The organism is Mesorhizobium sp. B1-1-1 (assembly GCF_006442955.1).
Lineage (GTDB): Bacteria > Pseudomonadota > Alphaproteobacteria > Rhizobiales > Rhizobiaceae > Mesorhizobium.
This window is the reverse complement of record NZ_VFWW01000008.1, coordinates 214,304-231,327: the sequence shown is the minus strand read 5'-3', so window position 1 is coordinate 231,327 and position 17,024 is coordinate 214,304. Positions and strand designations below refer to the sequence as shown.

16 protein-coding genes are annotated in these 17,024 nt (G+C 63.7%); 12 read left to right on the top strand and 4 right to left on the bottom strand.

Features of this window, described 5'->3' with window-relative positions:
- Positions 1-7: 7 nt before the first annotated feature.
- From ftsZ to FJ986_RS18465, 8 genes are all read left to right on the top strand, one after another.
- Entirely contained in the window at positions 8-1,687 is a 1,680-nt protein-coding gene (gene ftsZ / locus FJ986_RS18500) for a cell division protein FtsZ (protein ID WP_140516587.1), read from the top strand.
- Between the two features lie 282 nt (positions 1,688-1,969).
- Complete coding sequence (lpxC, locus tag FJ986_RS18495) at positions 1,970-2,920, top strand: UDP-3-O-acyl-N-acetylglucosamine deacetylase (protein WP_140495231.1); 951 nt, start codon at positions 1,970-1,972, stop codon at positions 2,918-2,920.
- A 262-nt stretch (positions 2,921-3,182) separates the two neighbouring features.
- The gene (locus FJ986_RS18490; RefSeq protein ID WP_140495233.1) at positions 3,183-4,052 is read left to right on the top strand and encodes an outer membrane protein assembly factor BamD; all 870 of its coding nucleotides are present in this window, start codon (positions 3,183-3,185) and stop codon (positions 4,050-4,052) included.
- Between the two features lie 13 nt (positions 4,053-4,065).
- Entirely contained in the window at positions 4,066-5,739 is a 1,674-nt protein-coding gene (gene recN / locus FJ986_RS18485) for a DNA repair protein RecN (RefSeq protein WP_140675388.1), read from the top strand.
- A 211-nt stretch (positions 5,740-5,950) separates the two neighbouring features.
- The gene (gene ligA / locus FJ986_RS18480; protein WP_140567357.1) at positions 5,951-8,155 is read left to right on the top strand and encodes an NAD-dependent DNA ligase LigA; all 2,205 of its coding nucleotides are present in this window, start codon (positions 5,951-5,953) and stop codon (positions 8,153-8,155) included.
- The gene (locus FJ986_RS18475) at positions 8,155-8,847 is read left to right on the top strand and encodes a TIGR02453 family protein (protein WP_140675454.1); all 693 of its coding nucleotides are present in this window, start codon (positions 8,155-8,157) and stop codon (positions 8,845-8,847) included. The genes ligA and FJ986_RS18475 overlap by 1 nt, the downstream gene beginning before the upstream one ends.
- Positions 8,848-8,951: 104 nt before the next feature.
- On the top strand, positions 8,952-9,680 hold the full coding sequence (locus FJ986_RS18470) for an AzlC family ABC transporter permease (RefSeq protein ID WP_140675385.1): 729 nt from the start codon (positions 8,952-8,954) through the stop codon (positions 9,678-9,680).
- Positions 9,677-9,973 carry an AzlD family protein gene (locus FJ986_RS18465; protein ID WP_140516579.1) on the top strand — a complete coding sequence of 99 codons (297 nt, stop codon included), beginning with the start codon at positions 9,677-9,679 and terminating at the stop codon, positions 9,971-9,973. Before FJ986_RS18470 ends, FJ986_RS18465 begins: the two co-directional genes overlap by 4 nt.
- 46 nt (positions 9,974-10,019) lie before the next feature.
- Here the strand turns inward: FJ986_RS18465 and FJ986_RS18460 are convergent, their stop codons facing one another.
- From FJ986_RS18460 to FJ986_RS18450, 3 genes are all read right to left on the bottom strand, one after another.
- Complete coding sequence (locus tag FJ986_RS18460; RefSeq protein ID WP_140675382.1) at positions 10,020-11,864, bottom strand: aminopeptidase P family protein; 1,845 nt, start codon at positions 11,862-11,864, stop codon at positions 10,020-10,022.
- An 86-nt stretch (positions 11,865-11,950) separates the two neighbouring features.
- A complete protein-coding gene (locus FJ986_RS18455) occupies positions 11,951-12,823 on the bottom strand; it encodes a 50S ribosomal protein L11 methyltransferase (RefSeq protein ID WP_140675380.1) in 873 nt (290 codons plus the stop codon).
- 9 nt (positions 12,824-12,832) lie between these two features.
- On the bottom strand, positions 12,833-13,411 hold the full coding sequence (locus FJ986_RS18450) for an SCO family protein (protein ID WP_140495247.1): 579 nt from the start codon (positions 13,409-13,411) through the stop codon (positions 12,833-12,835).
- Between the two features lie 220 nt (positions 13,412-13,631).
- Here FJ986_RS18450 and FJ986_RS18445 point away from each other — a divergent pair, with 220 nt between their 5' ends.
- From FJ986_RS18445 to FJ986_RS18435, 3 genes are all read left to right on the top strand, one after another.
- On the top strand, positions 13,632-14,135 hold the full coding sequence (locus FJ986_RS18445; RefSeq protein ID WP_140630936.1) for a CreA family protein: 504 nt from the start codon (positions 13,632-13,634) through the stop codon (positions 14,133-14,135).
- Positions 14,136-14,220: 85 nt separating this feature from the next.
- Positions 14,221-14,862 (top strand): DapH/DapD/GlmU-related protein, encoded by a 642-nt coding sequence (locus FJ986_RS18440; protein ID WP_140670172.1) that lies wholly within the window; start codon positions 14,221-14,223, stop codon positions 14,860-14,862.
- A gap of 333 nt (positions 14,863-15,195) precedes the next feature.
- Positions 15,196-15,636, top strand: coding sequence for a low affinity iron permease family protein (locus FJ986_RS18435; protein ID WP_181165307.1), 441 nt, complete (start codon positions 15,196-15,198; stop codon positions 15,634-15,636).
- A gap of 79 nt (positions 15,637-15,715) precedes the next feature.
- Here FJ986_RS18435 and FJ986_RS18430 read toward each other — a convergent pair whose 3' ends face one another.
- Positions 15,716-16,582, bottom strand: a complete 867-nt coding sequence (locus tag FJ986_RS18430; RefSeq protein ID WP_140516569.1) for an SDR family NAD(P)-dependent oxidoreductase — start codon at positions 16,580-16,582, stop codon at positions 15,716-15,718.
- 158 nt (positions 16,583-16,740) lie between these two features.
- On the opposite strand from FJ986_RS18430, the gene FJ986_RS18425 reads away from it, so the two are divergent.
- Complete coding sequence (locus FJ986_RS18425) at positions 16,741-17,022, top strand: hypothetical protein (RefSeq protein ID WP_140521198.1); 282 nt, start codon at positions 16,741-16,743, stop codon at positions 17,020-17,022.
- The last annotated feature ends 2 nt before the right edge of the window (positions 17,023-17,024 follow it).

The following is a 17,024-nucleotide window of genomic DNA, read 5'->3' as shown; positions in this document are numbered from 1 at the left end:
GGAGACAATGACCATCAATCTGCAAAAGCCGGACATCACCGAGCTTAAGCCACGCATCACCGTGTTCGGCGTCGGCGGCGGCGGCGGCAACGCCGTCAACAACATGATCACCGCCGGTCTGCGCGGCGTCGAGTTCGTTGTCGCCAACACCGACGCGCAGGCGCTGACCATGTCGAAAGCCGACCGGCTGATCCAGCTCGGCGCGCATGTCACCGAGGGGCTGGGTGCCGGATCCCAGCCTGAAGTGGGCCGCGCGGCAGCGGAAGAATGCATCGACGAGATCATCGATCACCTGTCCAACACCCATATGTGCTTCGTCACGGCGGGCATGGGCGGCGGCACGGGCACGGGAGCGGCGCCGGTCGTGGCGCGCGCCGCCCGCGAGAAGGGCATCCTCACTGTCGGCGTCGTCACCAAGCCGTTCCATTTCGAAGGCCAGCGCCGCATGAAGACGGCGGATTTCGGCATCGAGGAGCTGCAGAAATGCGTCGACACGCTGATCGTCATCCCTAACCAGAACCTGTTCCGGCTGGCCAATGACAAGACCACCTTCGCCGACGCGTTCGCCATGGCTGACCAGGTTCTCTATTCGGGTGTAGCCTGCATCACCGACCTGATGGTCAAGGAAGGCCTGATCAATCTCGACTTCGCCGACGTTCGTTCGGTGATGCGCGAGATGGGCAAGGCGATGATGGGCACCGGCGAGGCATCGGGCGAGGGCCGCGCGATGGCGGCCGCGGAAGCCGCGATCGCCAACCCGCTGCTCGACGAGACCTCGATGAAGGGCGCCAAGGGCCTGCTGATCTCGATCACCGGCGGCCGCGACCTGACGCTGTTCGAAGTCGACGAAGCGGCGACCCGCATCCGCGAGGAGGTCGACCAGGACGCCAACATCATCCTGGGCGCCACTTTCGACGAGGAGCTCGAAGGCGTCATCCGCGTCTCGGTTGTCGCCACCGGCATCGACAAGTCGGCGGCCGAAATCGCCGCCGCGCCGATCTCGATCCGCACCGCGCCGCAGAAGCCGGCCCGCCCGGCCGTTGCCGCGGCGGAAAGCCGCCCCGCGCCGGCCCAGCAGGCTGCGTACGAGCCGCGCGCCGCCGATCCGGTCGCGGAAGCGATCCAGCTGGCCGAAGCAAACGCCGCGGCGATGGCGCAAGCCCGTCCGGCGCCAATTGCCCATGCGGATGATTTCCGTCCGCAGAGCAAGATCTTCCAGGCTCCGCCGGCGCAGCCGCAACCGATGGTGCAGCCCGTGGTCCAGCAGATGCAGCCGGCGCCGCAACCGCGCGAGATCCTGCGCGAAGTCCAGCAGCCGGTCGCGATGGCTCCCCAGCGCATGCCGCGCGTCGAGGACTTTCCGCCTGTCGTGAAGGCCGAGGTCGACGCCAAGAGCCGCCCGGCCGACCATGAGAACAGCGGACCGATGGGGCTCTTGAAGCGTCTGACCAACGGCCTGACGCGCCGCGAGGAAGAGCCTGCACGCCTGCAGCCGGCGCAGCCGCGGGAGCCCAAGCTGCGTCAGGCCGCACCGGAAGTGCGCCGTCTGGCAAGCCAGGACGCGCAGCTCTACGCGCCTCGTCGCGGCCAGCTCGACGACCAAGGCCGCCTGACGCCGCAGGCCAGGGCGACTCAGGAGGACGACCAGCTGGAAATTCCGGCGTTCCTGCGTCGCCAGGCCAACTGAGCGGTTAACGGGCTGTAACAATTGTTAACAGGCAAGCAAGGAATTGCTTGCCTGTTAACGTTTAAAAGAATGCAAATTCAAGCACTTAAGAGGCTATCCATACGTCGGTTGCGGTTACAAAGAGTAAGAAACCGTGATTTGGACTATCCCTGACGGGACATTATCTTCATTGCCTACCGTCGTCGGTTTGCCGGGATTTCGGGGGAAGTGACCTGGCCTGCCGATTTTTACAAGAGAGCCGCGCCCTCGGGCTGGAGAAGCGGACCTAGGCATTTCGGGCTTATGGGGATTGTCTTGCACGACTATCAGACGACAGTGAAGACGCGCGCGTCGCTTACGGGCACCGGCGTTCACAGCGGCAAGGAAGTTTCCATCAGCTTTCTCCCGGCGGATGCCGACACCGGCATCGTTTTCCAGCTTTTTAGTGAGAACGGGCAAGGTCGCGAGTTCCGCGCCCTGTTTTCCGAGATCGGCGCAACCGACCTGTGCACCATGCTCGGTGATCCCTCTGGCGAGCACATCGCCACGGTCGAGCACATCATGGCGGCGCTGTTCGGGCTCGGCATCGACAATGTCATCATCGAGATCGACGGCCATGAGGTCCCTATCCTCGACGGCAGCGCCATGGCGTTCGTCGAGGCCATAGACCAGGCCGGCATCGAAACGCTGTCGGTCAAGCGGCGCTACATCCGGATCGTCAAGCCGGTCCGCATCGAGAACGGCGCCTCCTGGGCTGAGTTCAGGCCCTATGACGGCACCCGCTTCGAGGTCGAGATCGATTTCGAAAGCCCGGCGATCGGCCGGCAGCTGTTCGCGTCCGACATCAATGCGGACATTTTCCGCCGCGACATCGCGCGCGCCCGCACCTTCGGCTTCATGAAGGACGTCGAGCGGCTGTGGGCCGCCGGCTATGCGCTGGGATCCTCGCTTGAGAATTCGCTGGTCATCGGTGACGACAACCGCGTCATCAACATGGGCGGCTTGCGCTACCCCAACGAGTTCGTACGCCATAAGACGCTGGACGCCATGGGCGACCTGGCACTGGCCGGGGCCCGCTTCATCGGCTGCTTCCGCTCCTATCGTGGCGGCCATAGGCTGAATGCGGCCGCCTTGCGGCGCGTGCTGTCGGACCGTACCGCGTTCGAGATCGTCGAAACGACCCGCCGCGAGCGCGGCCGTGCGGCCGAGATGAGCGCCGTCAACGCGCCTCTCTATGCGCCCTGGATGATCTGAGTCGCCGCCACTTTCCGGATACCATCGCAGCTCGCTGGTGTTGCATGAATGCATCATTTGCCGGCGAAATCGCAGGGATGCTCCGGCGCGGCCCGGCCGCCACAAAAATGTTCGATTGCCTAGACATAGCGTTGCCGGGCAAGGCGGTTATGGTTTATGGCTGCTGCCGTCGATAGTGCATGTCGCCTGGAAGTGGGGACCAGTTTTGGGGAAACGATATGCAACAGGCACTGAAATAACGCCGAAAGGGCGCAATCCAATCATGTTCTTCAAGCGAGTCGGTCAATTGAAAGCGCCGCAGCGGTCCGTTTTCCTGGCGCTTTCGGTGGTTGTTCCATCGCTCTTCCTGTCTGCTTGCATGTCGTCGGAAAAAGATATCGACCTGTCGACCTATGTCGATCAGACCGAGCCGGCCGACGTTCTCTACAACCAAGGGCTCGCCAATCTGAATGCCGGACGCCTCGACGAGGCGAGCAAGAAGTTCGACGCGGTCGACCGCCAGCATCCTTATTCGGAGTGGGCCCGCAAATCGATGGTGATGGGCGCGTTCGCCGACTATCGCAAGGGCAGCTACGACGAAGCGATCTCGTCGGCCAAGCGTTATCTGACGCTGTATCCGTCAACGGATGACGCGGCTTATGCGCAGTACATCATCGGCCTTAGCTACTACCGCCAGATCAAGGACGTGACGCAGGATCAGAAGGAAGCGCGCCAGACCGTGCAGACCATGCAGGATCTCGTGACGCGCTGGCCTAATTCAGAATATGTCGATGACGCCAAGGAAAAGATCCGCTTCGCCAACGACCAACTCGCCGGCAAGGAGATGCAGATCGGCCGCTATTATCTCGAACGCCGCGAATACATCGCCGCGGTCAAGCGCTTTCGCAATGTGGTCGAGAATTATTCCAACACCCGGCATGTCGAGGAGGCGCTGGCGCGCCTGACCGAGAGCTATTATGCGATGGGCCTGACTTCGGAGGCGCAGACCGCTGCCGCCGTTCTCGGCACCAATTATCCCGACAGCCCATGGTACAAGGATTCCTACAAGCTCCTGCAGAGCAACGGGCTTGCGCCGCGCGAGAATGCCGGCTCGTGGATATCCAAGGCCGGGAAACTGATCACCGGCGCCTGATGCAGGCGTAACGATGCTTTCCAGGCTGTCGATCCGCGATATCGTCCTGATCGAGAAGCTGGATATCGACTTCCAGCCCGGTCTCTCGGTGCTGACGGGCGAGACCGGCGCCGGAAAATCCATCCTGCTCGACGCTCTGTCCTTGGCGCTTGGGGCTCGCGGTGACGCTTCCCTGGTGCGCCACGGCGCGGCACAGGGCCAGGTGATTGCCGTGTTCGACGTGCCGCGCAACCATCCGGTGCGCGCGTTGCTTGCCGAGAATGCCATCGAGGACGACGGCGACATCATCCTGCGCCGCTTGCAGACGGTGGACGGCCGCACCCGCGTCTTCGTCAACGATCAGCCGTCCAGCGTGACGCTGATGCGCGACGTCGGCCGCGCGCTGGTCGAGATCCACGGCCAGCATGACGAACGCGCCCTTGTCGATCCCGGCGCGCATCGCGACGTGCTCGACGCCTTCGGCGGCCATCTCGGCGCCGTCCGGTCGGCGGCCGAGGCCTGGCGGCACTGGCGCGCCTGCGAGCAGGAGCTCTCGCGCCATCGTGCCAAGGTGGCGGCGGCGGCGCGCGAAGCGGACTACCTGCGCGCAGCGGTCACGGAGCTGACCAAGCTCGATCCGCAGCCGGGTGAGGAGACTGAGCTTGCCGACTTGCGCGCCCACATGATGCGGGCCGAGAAGATCGCCTCCGAAATCCACGACGCGCAGGACGTGCTTTCGGGTCCATCCTCGCCCTTGCCGCAACTGGCCAGCCTGCTCAGGCGGTTGCAGCGCAAGGCCGGCGAGGCCCCTGGGCTGCTCGACGAAGTGGTCAAGTCGCTGGATGAGGCGATGCTGTCGCTCGACGCGGCGCAGTCGGGTGTCGAGGCGGCTTTGCGCGCCACCGAATATGATCCACAGCGGCTGGAAAAGGCGGAAGAGCGGTTGTTTTCGCTGCGCGCGGCATCGCGCAAGCACAGCGTTGCCGTCGATGATTTGGCGCAATTGCGCGACACGATGGTTGCCGATCTTGCCGATCTCGATGCCGGCGAGGAGCGCCTTCATGGGCTGGAAAAGCAGGCAGCCGCAGCGCGCGAAGCCTATGATATCGCCGCCGCGCAGTTGTCCTCGCTTCGCCATGCCGCGGCGGTCGGGCTGACAAAGACGGTGATGGCCGAACTGCCGGCGCTTAAGCTCGAACGCGCCGCCTTCATCGTCGAGATGAAGAGCGAGGCCGAGAGCCGCATGGAAGAGGGCATCGACCAGATCGAGTTCTGGGTGCGCACCAATCCCGGCACCCGGCCCGGGCCGATGATGAAGGTTGCTTCCGGCGGCGAGCTTTCGCGCTTCCTGCTGGCGCTGAAGGTGGCGCTGGCCGACCGGGGCTCGGCGCCAACGCTGGTCTTCGATGAAATCGACACAGGGGTGGGCGGCGCCGTCGCGGATGCCATCGGCCAGCGGCTGGCAAGATTGTCCAGGCGCGTGCAGGTGCTCTCGGTCACCCATGCGCCGCAGGTGGCGGCCCGCGCGGCGACGCACTTCCTGATCTCCAAATCCGGCAGCACCGACAAGGTCGCGACCGGCATCGCCGAAATGGACCGGGCGGCGCGCCAGGAAGAGATCGCGCGCATGCTGGCCGGCGCCACCATCACCGACGAAGCGCGCGCGGCCGCCGAGAGATTGCTGCGGGAGAATACGGCGGCTGCCTGAAAGCTCGTTTCCCGTGAAGGCGAGTCAGGATATGGCTGCATCCTGCTGTTCAGGAATGATTTTTTCGCAGGCCGGCTCCCTCCTGCCAAATCCTGATTTATAGTGGCGCCCAACCAAAGTGCGCCGCGCCTTGGTTATTGTTTTGCGCATGTCGTTGCCCCAAAATCGCACCATATTTTGGGCGGCGTGCATTGGTCAGGGAAGCCGTGCGATGTCTGAAAGACCAGTCGATTCACTCAGTGAGAGCGAAGCCGAAGCGGAGCTGAAGCGCCTGGCGCAGGAGATCGCGGAGCACGACCGCCGCTACCATACCGAGGACGCGCCTGTTATCACCGACGCCGCCTATGATGCGCTGACCCGGCGCAACCTCGCCATCGAGCAGCGCTTTCCCGCCCTGGTGCGCGAGGATTCGCCATCGCGCAGGGTCGGTGCCGCGCCGGCGGAAGGCTTTGCCAAGGTGCGCCATGCCGTGCCCATGCTCAGCCTCGCCAAGGCCTATACCGACGAGGACGTCGCCGATTTCATCGAACGCGGCCGGCGCTTCTTCGACCGCGACAAGGATCTCGACATCGCCTTCACGGCCGAACCGAAGATCGACGGCCTGTCGGCCTCGCTGCGTTACGAGAACGGCGTGTTCGTGCAGGGCGCAACGCGCGGCGATGGCGCTGTCGGCGAAGACATCACCGCCAATCTGAGGACCATCGCCGATATTCCCGGCAGGCTGAAAGGCTCGGGCTGGCCCGAAATCATCGAGATACGCGGCGAGGTCTACATGACCTATGCCGAATTCGAGGCGCTGAAGCAGCGCTCAGCGGCCGCCGGCGGCCAGGACTATGTCAATCCGCGCAATACGGCGGCTGGGTCGCTGCGCCAGAAGGATCCATCGGTCACCGCCAGCCGGAACCTCAAATTCTTTGCCTATGCCTGGGGCTACACGACAGCCGACCCCGCTCCGACACAATACGATTCGGTGCAGAAATTCGCGGAATGGGGCTTCAAAGTCAGCCCGCTGATGGTGCGGGCGAGGTCGGTCGGCGAGCTGATCGCGCATTATCACCGCATCGAGGAACAGCGTTCTTCCTTGGGCTACGACATCGACGGCGTCGTCTACAAGGTCGACCAACTGGAGTTGCAGCGCCGGTGGGGCTTCGTCACCGGCGAACCGCGCTGGGCCATCGCGCACAAATTTCCGGCCGAACAGGCGATGACGACCGTGCAGAAGATCGATATCCAGGTCGGGCGCACCGGCACGCTGGCGCCGGTGGCGAGGCTTGCGCCCGTGACAGTCGGGGGCGTCGTGGTCGAGAACGTCACGCTGCACAACGAAGACTATATCAAGGGTTTCGACAGCAACGGCCAGCCGATCCGCGACGGCATCGACGTGCGCATCGGCGACACCGTGGTGATCCAGCGGGCAGGGGACGTCATCCCGCAGATCGTCAGTGTCGTCGTCGACAAGCGTCCGCCGGATGCCGTGCCTTACGAATTCCCACATACTTGCCCGATCTGCGGCTCGCCGGCGACGCGCGAAATCAACGAGAAGACCGGCAAGGAGGATTCCCGCAGGCGTTGCACGGGCGAACTGATCTGCCCCGCGCAAGCCGTGGAAGGGCTGCGCCACTTCGTGTCGCGCGGGGCCATGGATATCGAGGGACTAGGCGCGGAAAACATCGACCTGTTCTTCAATGCGGGCCTGGTCAAGACGGCCGCCGACATCTTCACGCTCAGGGATCGGCGTCCCGCCGTCACCAAGGCGCTGGCCGAGCGGCGCGAGGAGCAGGCGAGGCAGCGCGAGGCGGCGTCGGGCAAGACGCGCAAGAACGTGCGCAGCGTCGAGGACCGCAACTATGAAGGGTTGGACAAGCTCTTTGCGGCGATCGATTCGCGCCGCGAACCCGAGCTCGACCGCTTCATCTTTGCGCTTGGGATCCGCCATATCGGCGAAACGACGGCGGCCGTGCTTGCCCGGACGTTTTCGACAATCGAGGAACTGATCCGCGTCGGCAAGGAGACCGCGGCGGCTGACGATCCGCATAGTGTCTTCCCGTCGATCAACGGCATCGGCGACACGGTGATCAACGCGCTGGCCGATTTCTTCGGCAATGAGCGCAATGACGACGTGCTTGAGGCGCTGCTTAAGCAGGTCAGGCCGAAGCCGTATGTCGTCACCGTCTCGGCCGACAGCGTGGTCGCCGGCAAGACCATCGTGTTCACGGGCTCGCTGGAAAAGATGACGCGCTCCGAAGCCAAGGCGATGGCCGAACGGCTGGGCGCGAAGGTGGCGGGCTCGGTTTCGGCCAAGACCGATCTGGTGGTGGCGGGGCCCGGCGCCGGCTCGAAACTCAAGCTTGCCAGTGAACTCGGCATCGAGGTCATAGACGAGGACGCGTGGCTGCAGCGGATCGGCAAGGCATGATGTCAGGCGAATTCAAGGGGTTCGGCCAGAAGGCTATTCCGTTCCTGAAGGCACTTGATTTCCACCAGAGCCGCGAGTGGTTCGTAGAGAATCGCGACCTGTTCGAACAGGAATTGCGCGATCCGCTGGGCGATCTGGTGGAGACGCTCACACGCCGTTTCGGCGAGGCCGGGCTCGGCCTCAAGGGCGACCGCAAGAAATCACTGTTCCGGATCAACCGGGACGTGCGCTTCGCCAAGGACAAGCGGCCTTACAACCGGCATCTGTCGGCGATCCTGTCGCCCGACGGCACCAAGATGGAGCAGGGCGTGTTCTATGTCCATGTCGGGCTGGAACGCTGCTTCGCCGACATTGCCTGGTGGCAGCCCGCCCCGGAACTGTTGCTCGCCATGCGCAAGGCCATCGCGGCAAGGCCGGACAGGTTCCGCGCCCTGGTGGGCGCCTTGAAGAAGAACGGTCTGGAATTCGAGACGGAAGGCCGCATGAAGCGCACGCCGCGAGGCTTCGAGCATGTCGGCGATTCCGATCTGGCCGAGGCCATCCGCAACCGTCATTTCTACGTCCAGCATATCATCGATCCGACGGGGATCCACACGGCGGCGCTGGTCGACGAGCTGGTCGATTTCACCATGCGCGCCAAGCCGCTGCTCGATTGGGGGAGGGCGATCGAGGGCAAGGTGGCGCAGGGCTAGGATTGGTCCTGGCAATCATTTCCGCTGATTGTTGGGCTCAACCGAATTCGTGTGACAAGGCGGGCCACGCTACCTAGATCAGGCCATTCTCCTGGGAGTTATCCATGGTGTCGGATGCAATTTCCGAGAACGGCGCAAAGAGCGATTTCTGGCAAGGCGTGCGGCTTTCCATGCCGGTCGTTGTGGCGTCGGCGCCGTTCGGGGTGCTGTTCGGGGCGCTGGCCGTCGACAATGGCTTCTCGGTGTTCGAAGCCTTCCTGATGAGTGCGATGATCTTCGGCGGCGCCAGCCAGATGGTCGGCATCGAGCTGTTCGGCCAGCATGTCGCGCCGTGGCTGATTGTGCTGTCGATCTTCGCCGTCAATTTTCGCCATGTGCTCTATTCCGCCGGTATCGGCCGGCGCATAGCGCACTGGCCCGTGGTCAGCCAAGCGCTCGGCTTCTTCATCCTCACCGATCCGCAATTCGCCGTCGCCGAGGCGAGGGCGCAGTCCGGCGAGACGGTCGGCTTCGCCTGGTATCTCGGGCTCGGCCTGCCAGTCTATGTATTCTGGGTGATCGAAAGCGCGCTCGGCGCGGTGTTCGGCAAGCTTATCCCCGACACGCATGCGCTGGGCATCGATTTCCTGCTGCCGATCTATTTCCTTGGCCTGGTGATGGGCTTCCGCAAGCGGCCGTTGTGGCTGCCGGTGGTCGTCGCCAGTGCTTGCGCCTCGATCGTCGCCTACAAGACGGTAGGTTCACCCTGGCACGTCTCGATCGGCGCCATCGCTGGCGTGCTGCTGGCCGTCATCCTGCCGCCCCACCACTCAGGCGTGAAGGCACGGCCATGAGCACGACGTTCTGGATCATCATCGCCGGCTCAATCGCCACATATCTTACGCGGATCGGCGGGCATCTGGTCATCTCGCGCTTCGACAACATCCATCCGCGCGTCGAGGCCGGCCTGAACGCGGTGCCGGCGGCGGTGCTGACGACATTGGTGGCGCCGGAACTGTTGAATGCCGGACCGGCGGAATGGGCGGCATTGGTTGTCACCGCTGTGGTTTCGCTGCGCGGCGGGCTGATGGCTATGTTTTTGGCTGGTGCGGCGATGCTGATCCTCGCGCGGCAGTTCGTGGGATAGAGTTCCGGGCGCGATCGTTCGAACGCTGGCGCCACCTTAGACGCACTCAAATCTTAGCGTCATGCGGTAAGGGCGCCGTTGCCTTTTCCAGCCAGGCCAGCGTCTCGCCGTCGAGCATCGGGCCGATCTCGGCCAGCACGCGGGCGTGGTAGGTGTCGAGCCAATGCAGCTCGTCGCGGGTCAACAAATCCGAGCGCACCAGCCTGACATCGATCGGCGCCAGGGTCAGCGTCTCGAAACCGTGCATGGCGATGTCGCCGCCGTCGATCTGCTCGGCCGGCGTCACCAGGATGAGGTTCTCGATGCGGATGCCGTAAGAACCTTCCTTGTAATAGCCCGGCTCGTTGGACAGCATCATGCCTTCGAGCAGCTTTTCGGTGCCCGTGCGGGCGATGCGTTGCGGGCCTTCGTGCACGGCCAGATAAGAGCCGACGCCATGGCCGGTGCCGTGGGCGAAGTCGCAGCCGTGCTTCCACAGCGCCATGCGGGCGACGGCGTCGATTTCCGAGCCGCGCGTGCCGGCGGGGAAACGCAGCGTGGAAATGCCGATCATGCCTTTCAGCACGAGCGTGAAGCGTTCGCGCATTTCCTCGGTCGGCTGGCCGATCGGCACGGTGCGGGTGATGTCGGTGGTGCCGTCCTGATATTGAGCGCCGGAATCGAGCAGGAACAGCTCGCCGGCCTGGAGCTTGCGGCTGGTGGCGCGTGAGACGCGGTAGTGCATGATGGCGCCATTCGGGCCGGCGCCCGAAATGGTGTCGAAGGAGACGTCGCGCAGCGGCATTTGCGTTTCCTCGCCGGTCTGCCGGCGCGTCTCTTCCAGCCGGGTGACGACCGCGATCTCGTCGAGCGAGCCGGGCTTCTGGCGGTCGAGCCAGCACAAAAGCTTCGCCACCGCCGCGCCATCGCGCCGATGCGCGGCGCGCGAGCCGTTGATCTCGGCCTGGTTCTTGGTGGCGCGCGGGATGCGGGCCGGGTCGGGAGCGGCAATCACCTCGCCGCCATTGTCCTCGACCAGCATGCGCAGCCTGTAGGCGGCCAAAACGGGGTCTAGCGCGGTTTTCGCACCGCTCTTGGCCAGCGCCACGACCGCGGCCTCGAATTCACCGGGCTCATGGGGCTCGGCAAGCTGGGTGAGATACGCCGCAACCTGGCGCGAGAATTTTCGGCTGTCCATGAATAGCCGGTGCCGTCCGTCGGCAGCGAGGACAGCGAAGCCGAGCGCCAGCGGCGTGTGCGGTACGTCGCCGCCACGGATGTTGAAGGCCCAGGCAATCGAGGAGGGATCCGTCAGCACCGCATGGGTGGCGCCCTCCTTGCCGATCGCCGCCGCCAGCCGCGCCAGCTTGTCCTTGGCGAGCTCGCCGGCAAAACCGATGGGATGGAGTTCGACAGGAGCGACCGGTGCATCCGGCTGATCCTTCCAGATTATGTCGATCGGGTTCGCCTCGAGCGGCACCAGCACGGCGCCGGTCTTTTCGGCCGAGGCCTGCAGCGCCTTGACCTCGCCGATCGTGTGCAGCCATGGATCGAAGCCGACCCGCGCGCCCTTGCCAAGGTTGTCCTTGAGCCAATTTGCAGGCGGATTGTCGACCAGGCTCTCGATCGAGAAGATACCGAGATCAACCTCGCCGCGCACCTGCAGCGTGTAGCGTCCGTCGACGAAGATGAAGGCGCGGTCGCGCAGGATGATGGCAACGCCGGCGGAGCCGCTGAAGCCGGTCAGCCATTTCAGCCGCGCCGAGCGGTCGGCGACATATTCGCCCTGATGCTCGTCGGCGCGGGGAACGACAAATCCATCCAGGCCGTTTTCCGCCAGCCATTGGCGCAGCAGCGCCACGCGCGGTCTGCCGACGGCCGGATTGCCAGCGGAATCAAAGGTCTGGAACATGGTGGCGTCTCCCTCGAATAGTCCCCGACCGTAGCGCATGGAGCTGGAAACCGGAATCGATTTCAGCAGGGCCAGACGGGGCTGCGTCACCGCTTGAGATGGATCGTCACCCAGCCTTCGCGGTGCAGCGTTCTGACATGGCGAAAGCTCTGGCCGACATAGGCGGAGACCACCGCATCGCGCTGCCGGTCGAGGATGCCTGACAGCACCAGCGAGCCGCCGAGGCTGATGTGTCGCGCCATTTCCGGCGCAAGCCGCATCAGCGGCCGCGCCAATATGTTGGCGACGATCAGGTCGAAGGGCGCACGCCTGGCAAAGATCGGATGGTGGAATCCGGGCGCGGTCACCGTCTCCACCAGCGCCTTGACGTGGTTGAGCCGCGCATTGGCGGCGGCAACGCCTACCGCCACCGGATCGATGTCGGTCGCCAGCACGGGAATATGGAAGAGCTTGGCCACAGCGATGGCCAGCACCGCGCTGCCGGTGCCGAGGTCGAGCGCGTTGCGCGGCCGCTCGCGCCGCGTCACCTTTTCCAGCATTTCCAGGCATCCGGCGGTGGTGCCGTGGTGGCCGGTGCCGAAGGCCAGCCCCGCTTCGATCTCGATGGCAAGCTCGCCACTGTGGCGTTTGCGGCGATCATGCGCGCCATGCACGAAGAAACGGCCGGCACGCACCGGTTTCAGCCCTTCCAGCGAGCGCGCCACCCAGTCGATATCGGGCAAGGTCTCGCGCTCGACCGGCCTGGACAGGGCTAGCCCTGCCAGAATGTCCTTCACCCGCGCCTCGACCGCATCCACATCGCCGTCGGCATAGAGAGAGACTTCATGAATGTCCGCGTCCTCATCGACCTCCAGCACGGCTATCGGCAAGCCTTCGTCCTCAAAGGCGGCATCGAGGGCGGCGAAAATTCTGGTGGATTCGATCTTGCCGGCGGTGAAATGGAGCCGCGTCTGGGTCATGGATTCGCATCAGCCCTTGGCCGCGAGGCGTTTGAGCTTTTCCACCGCGGTGTCGGCGCTTTCGCCATAGGCGATCGTGCCGGCGAAATCGCCCTTGCCGTTGAGCAGCAGCACCGAGGCGGTATGGTCCATCGTGTAGTCGCCGTCGCCGGTGTCGACCTTCTTCCAGTAGATGCCGAAGGACTTCGCCATGGCGTGGACTTTGTCCGGGTCGCCCGATATGCCGGTGATGCGGTCAGAGAAATTGCTGACATAGGCGTTCATGACCGCGGGGGTGTCGCGCTCCGGATCGACCGAGACGAAATAGGCATGCAGGTTCTTGCCATCGTCACCAAGCGTCTTCAGCCAGCCGGACAGTTCGAACAGCGTGGTCGGGCAGACCTCTGGGCAATGGGTGAAGCCGAAGAAGACGACGCTGGGGTGGCCCCGGAAGGCGGCTTCGGTGATCGGCGCGCCTTTCTGGTCGACCAGCGTAAAGGCGGCACCGAAAGGCTCGCCGCCATAGTGGCCGCGATACCAGTCGAAGGTCAGCCAGCCTATGCCGGCCGCCATCAGGACGAGAATGCCGACCAGTATTGAGCGCATCATCAGTAGGATTCCGTCTTGTAATTTCATCGGCATGCCGGCCATGGCCAGGCAGCCCTTGGTTCGGCGAACAGTCTTAGCGGTTCGACCGGGTACACGCAAAGGTGCCGCGTTGACGCAACCGGCCGTGACCTATCCCGGCGTTTTGATCGGGACCGGCGGCTTGCAATGCAATGTCCTTCGCCCCACCTGAGACCGGCAAACTCGAACCTCGGAGGCTATCTTGCAACGACTGATTGGGCGAAATCTGATCGGCGGCGCTCTGGCCGCGTGCCTTGTCCTTGGCGCCGGTGCCGCAGTCGCCGATGAAGTCGGCAAGGTCGGCGTCGACTGGCTCGGCAACGACATCATCGTCGAAGCGATCAAGGACCCGAAGGTGGACGGCGTCACCTGCCACGTGTCCTATTTCGACCGCGGCATCATCGACCGCCTGCACAAGGGCAACTGGTTCGAGGATCCTTCCGATTCCTCGATTTCGTGCCGCCAGACCGGTCCGATCACCATCGGCGACATCGACATGAGCGAAGGCGGCGAGGAGGTGTTCAAGCAAGGCATCAGCCTGATCTGGAAGAAGCAGGTGGTGAACCGCATCTACGACAAGGCCAACGAGACGCTGATCTACCTCTCGCATTCGCGCCAGGTGCAGAACGGCTCGGCCAAAATGTCGGTCACCACCGTGCCACTCTACGGCCAGAACGTGGTGTGGACCAAGGGCAAACCGAAATAGATGGATCCGTTTTTCCGTGCAATTGACCCGACCGACAATTGCTCCCGACTTGCGGGAGCTATTGCCCTGACGTAAAGCCGCCCGTATGGACCGTTCCGAAAATCTCGTGCTGAAAGATCCTGAGCCGCGTATCCATCCGACGGCGGAGCTGAAAGCATGCAAGCTCGGCCGCTACGCCTCGATCGGCGAGCGGGTGGTGCTGCGCGAAGTGAGCGTCGGCGATTTCTCCTATTTCGACCGGCACGCCGAGGCGATCTACACGAACATCGGCAAATTCTGCTCGATTGCCGCGAACAGCCGCATCAATGCGCTGGATCATCCGATCGAGCGGCTGACCCAGCACAAGGTCAGCTACCGGCCCAACGAATATTTCCGCTGGCTGGGCGTCGATGCCGCATTCCGCGAACGGCGCCAGGCGAAGGCCGTGAGCATCGGCCATGACGTGTGGATCGGCCACGGCGCCGTCATCATGCCCGGCCTCACCATCGGCAATGGCGCCGTCATCGGTGCCAATGCCGTCGTCACGCATGACGTGCCGCCCTATACGATCGTCGCCGGGGTGCCGGCCAAGCCGCTTCGGCCGCGTTTCGCAGCCGATGTCGCGGCGCGGATCGAGGCTCTCGCCTGGTGGGACTGGCCGGTCGAAAAGCTCGCCAGCGCCGTTCCCGACATGCAGGCCATGACCATCGAGACCTTCCTGGACCGCTGGGAAAATCACGCCGCGTGAGTGACGCCGGCGCGGCTGAAGAGCACGCGCATTTGCGCCAAAGGCGCGCTTCAGGGAACCACTGTGCGAGCGCTCCGGACTGAACCCCTTCCGTCATGCGGGGGTGGCGCAACGGAAGGGGCTGGAGGTAAACCGCTGTGAAGCGGAAGGAACAGGCCTGTTTTGCCTGCACCGTTACTGTGACACCAAACCGATAAAGTGTGTTGTCCTTCCGATTCCCTTGATGCGTGCATTCGATTGCGGCGGTTGTATTTCTTTCCGATGGGAACCCGATATGGCCGCCGGTTGTTCCTTCCGGCGTACCGCACGGCGCGGCGCTGTTTGAGGGACCCCATGATCGAGAAGCTCTTCACCAAAATCGCCAACCGGGTAGCCCACCTTGCGGGGCTGTCGCCGACATTCGCACTCTGCTGCCTGATCGTCATCATCTGGGCAGTAAGCGGCCCACTCTTCGCCTTCTCGGACACTTGGCAACTGGTGATCAACACCGGGACGACGATCATCACCTTCCTGATGGTGTTTCTCATCCAAAACACCCAGAATCGAGACGGCGCGGCAATCCAGGCCAAACTGGACGAGTTGATCCGGGTCAGCGAAGCCAAGAACACCTTCATCGGTATCGAGCATCTGACCGAAGCCGAGGTCCAGGAGATCCGTGCCAAATGCGAGCGGGCAGCGAAGCGGCATGACGAGAAAATCGCGGCCGTAGCTGCCAAGAAAGCCGTGGCGTCAAAGAGCAAACCGAAAAAGCAGGTGGCTCGAAGCACCGGCTGAAACCGGTTAACCCCCAAGGGTTCCGTCGTTGCTCGAATGCGACCCGATCCGAACACCGGCTCTCATTTTTCGGACATGCTCATTGCTTCATGAATGCCGCGAAGGCATCCTTGTGGTCGGGGTGCCAGCGCGACAGAGCAGGGCGGTTTTCGATGATGTCGCCGATCGCCCAGGCCATGCGTTTCTCATCCAGCGGACGCGTCACCTCGTTGTCAGGGCACAGGATGTAGAAGTCGCGCTTTGTCAGGGATTCCAGCATGAAATCAATGACCTGTTCGCCGGTCCAGGCGCCGGCCGGCTTCTCGGTCGCACCCTCGGTCAGGCCGGTATAGGTGAAGCCCGGGATCAGCAGATGCGCCGACAGATGGGCACCCGGTTCGTTGCGCAGGGCATGCGCCAGTCCCTCGGTAAAGGTCTTCACGCCGGCCTTGGAGACGTTGTAGGCAAGGTTTCCAGGCGGCGTGGTGATGCCTTGCTTGGAGCCGGTGTTGACGATCAGACCCGGCTGGCGGGCTCCCAGCATGCGGGGCACGAAGGCTTCGACGCCATGCACGACACCCCAGAAATTGATGTCCAGCAGCTGCTTCCAAGCGTCGCGGTTCTCCCACGGCTTGCCCGGGTTGTTGCCGACACCAGCATTGTTCATCAGCAGCGACACATTGCCGAAGGCGCCAAAGGCTCTTTCGGCGAGACGATCCACGTCTTGTGCCTTCGAAACGTCGGCGGCGACGGCCAGCACGGCATCGTCGCCGGCGATCGCGGAAACAACACGGGCCGCATCCTCAAGACGCGGGCCGGCGATATCGGCGAGCACGATCTTCATGCCCATGAGAGCCAGCCGCTTCGCGGCCGCAAGACCAATGCCGCTGGCAGCACCGGTAATGACGGCGGCATTGCCCGAACCAAGCGCGGGCAAAGCGGTCTGGAGTTCTGCGTCGGTCAGCATGGGCGGCGGATTCCTTCTTGCGATGGCGCCGAACTTAGCGCCGGAGCGGGCTGGCGCAAGCCTCCACGCGCCTGGCTGCGCTTCAGCAGCCTGCTGGGGCGGGTTGACCGGTCCAGCCGAGACTGCGCATGGTGCCTCGCAAAAAGGAGATTTCCCGATTGATGGACTGGATCGAAATCCTGAAGCAGCAGACCACCATTGGCGATCAGATGAGCCGCGAAGTGCCGCAGATGCTGGCAAACCCCGAGATCAACGAAGCACAGGTGAAGACGCTGTTTTCCGCCTTGGAAAAACAGGCGGATTTCGTCGAGAAGCTGCGCATGGCGCTGGAAAAGTTCGGCCATGACTTTGCGGTCATCAAGGCGGCGGAACGGCTGGAAGAGCGCTACGCCGATCTTGCCGCGTCGGTGGCCGAGAAGCTGAAAGCGATGCGCGAATAGAT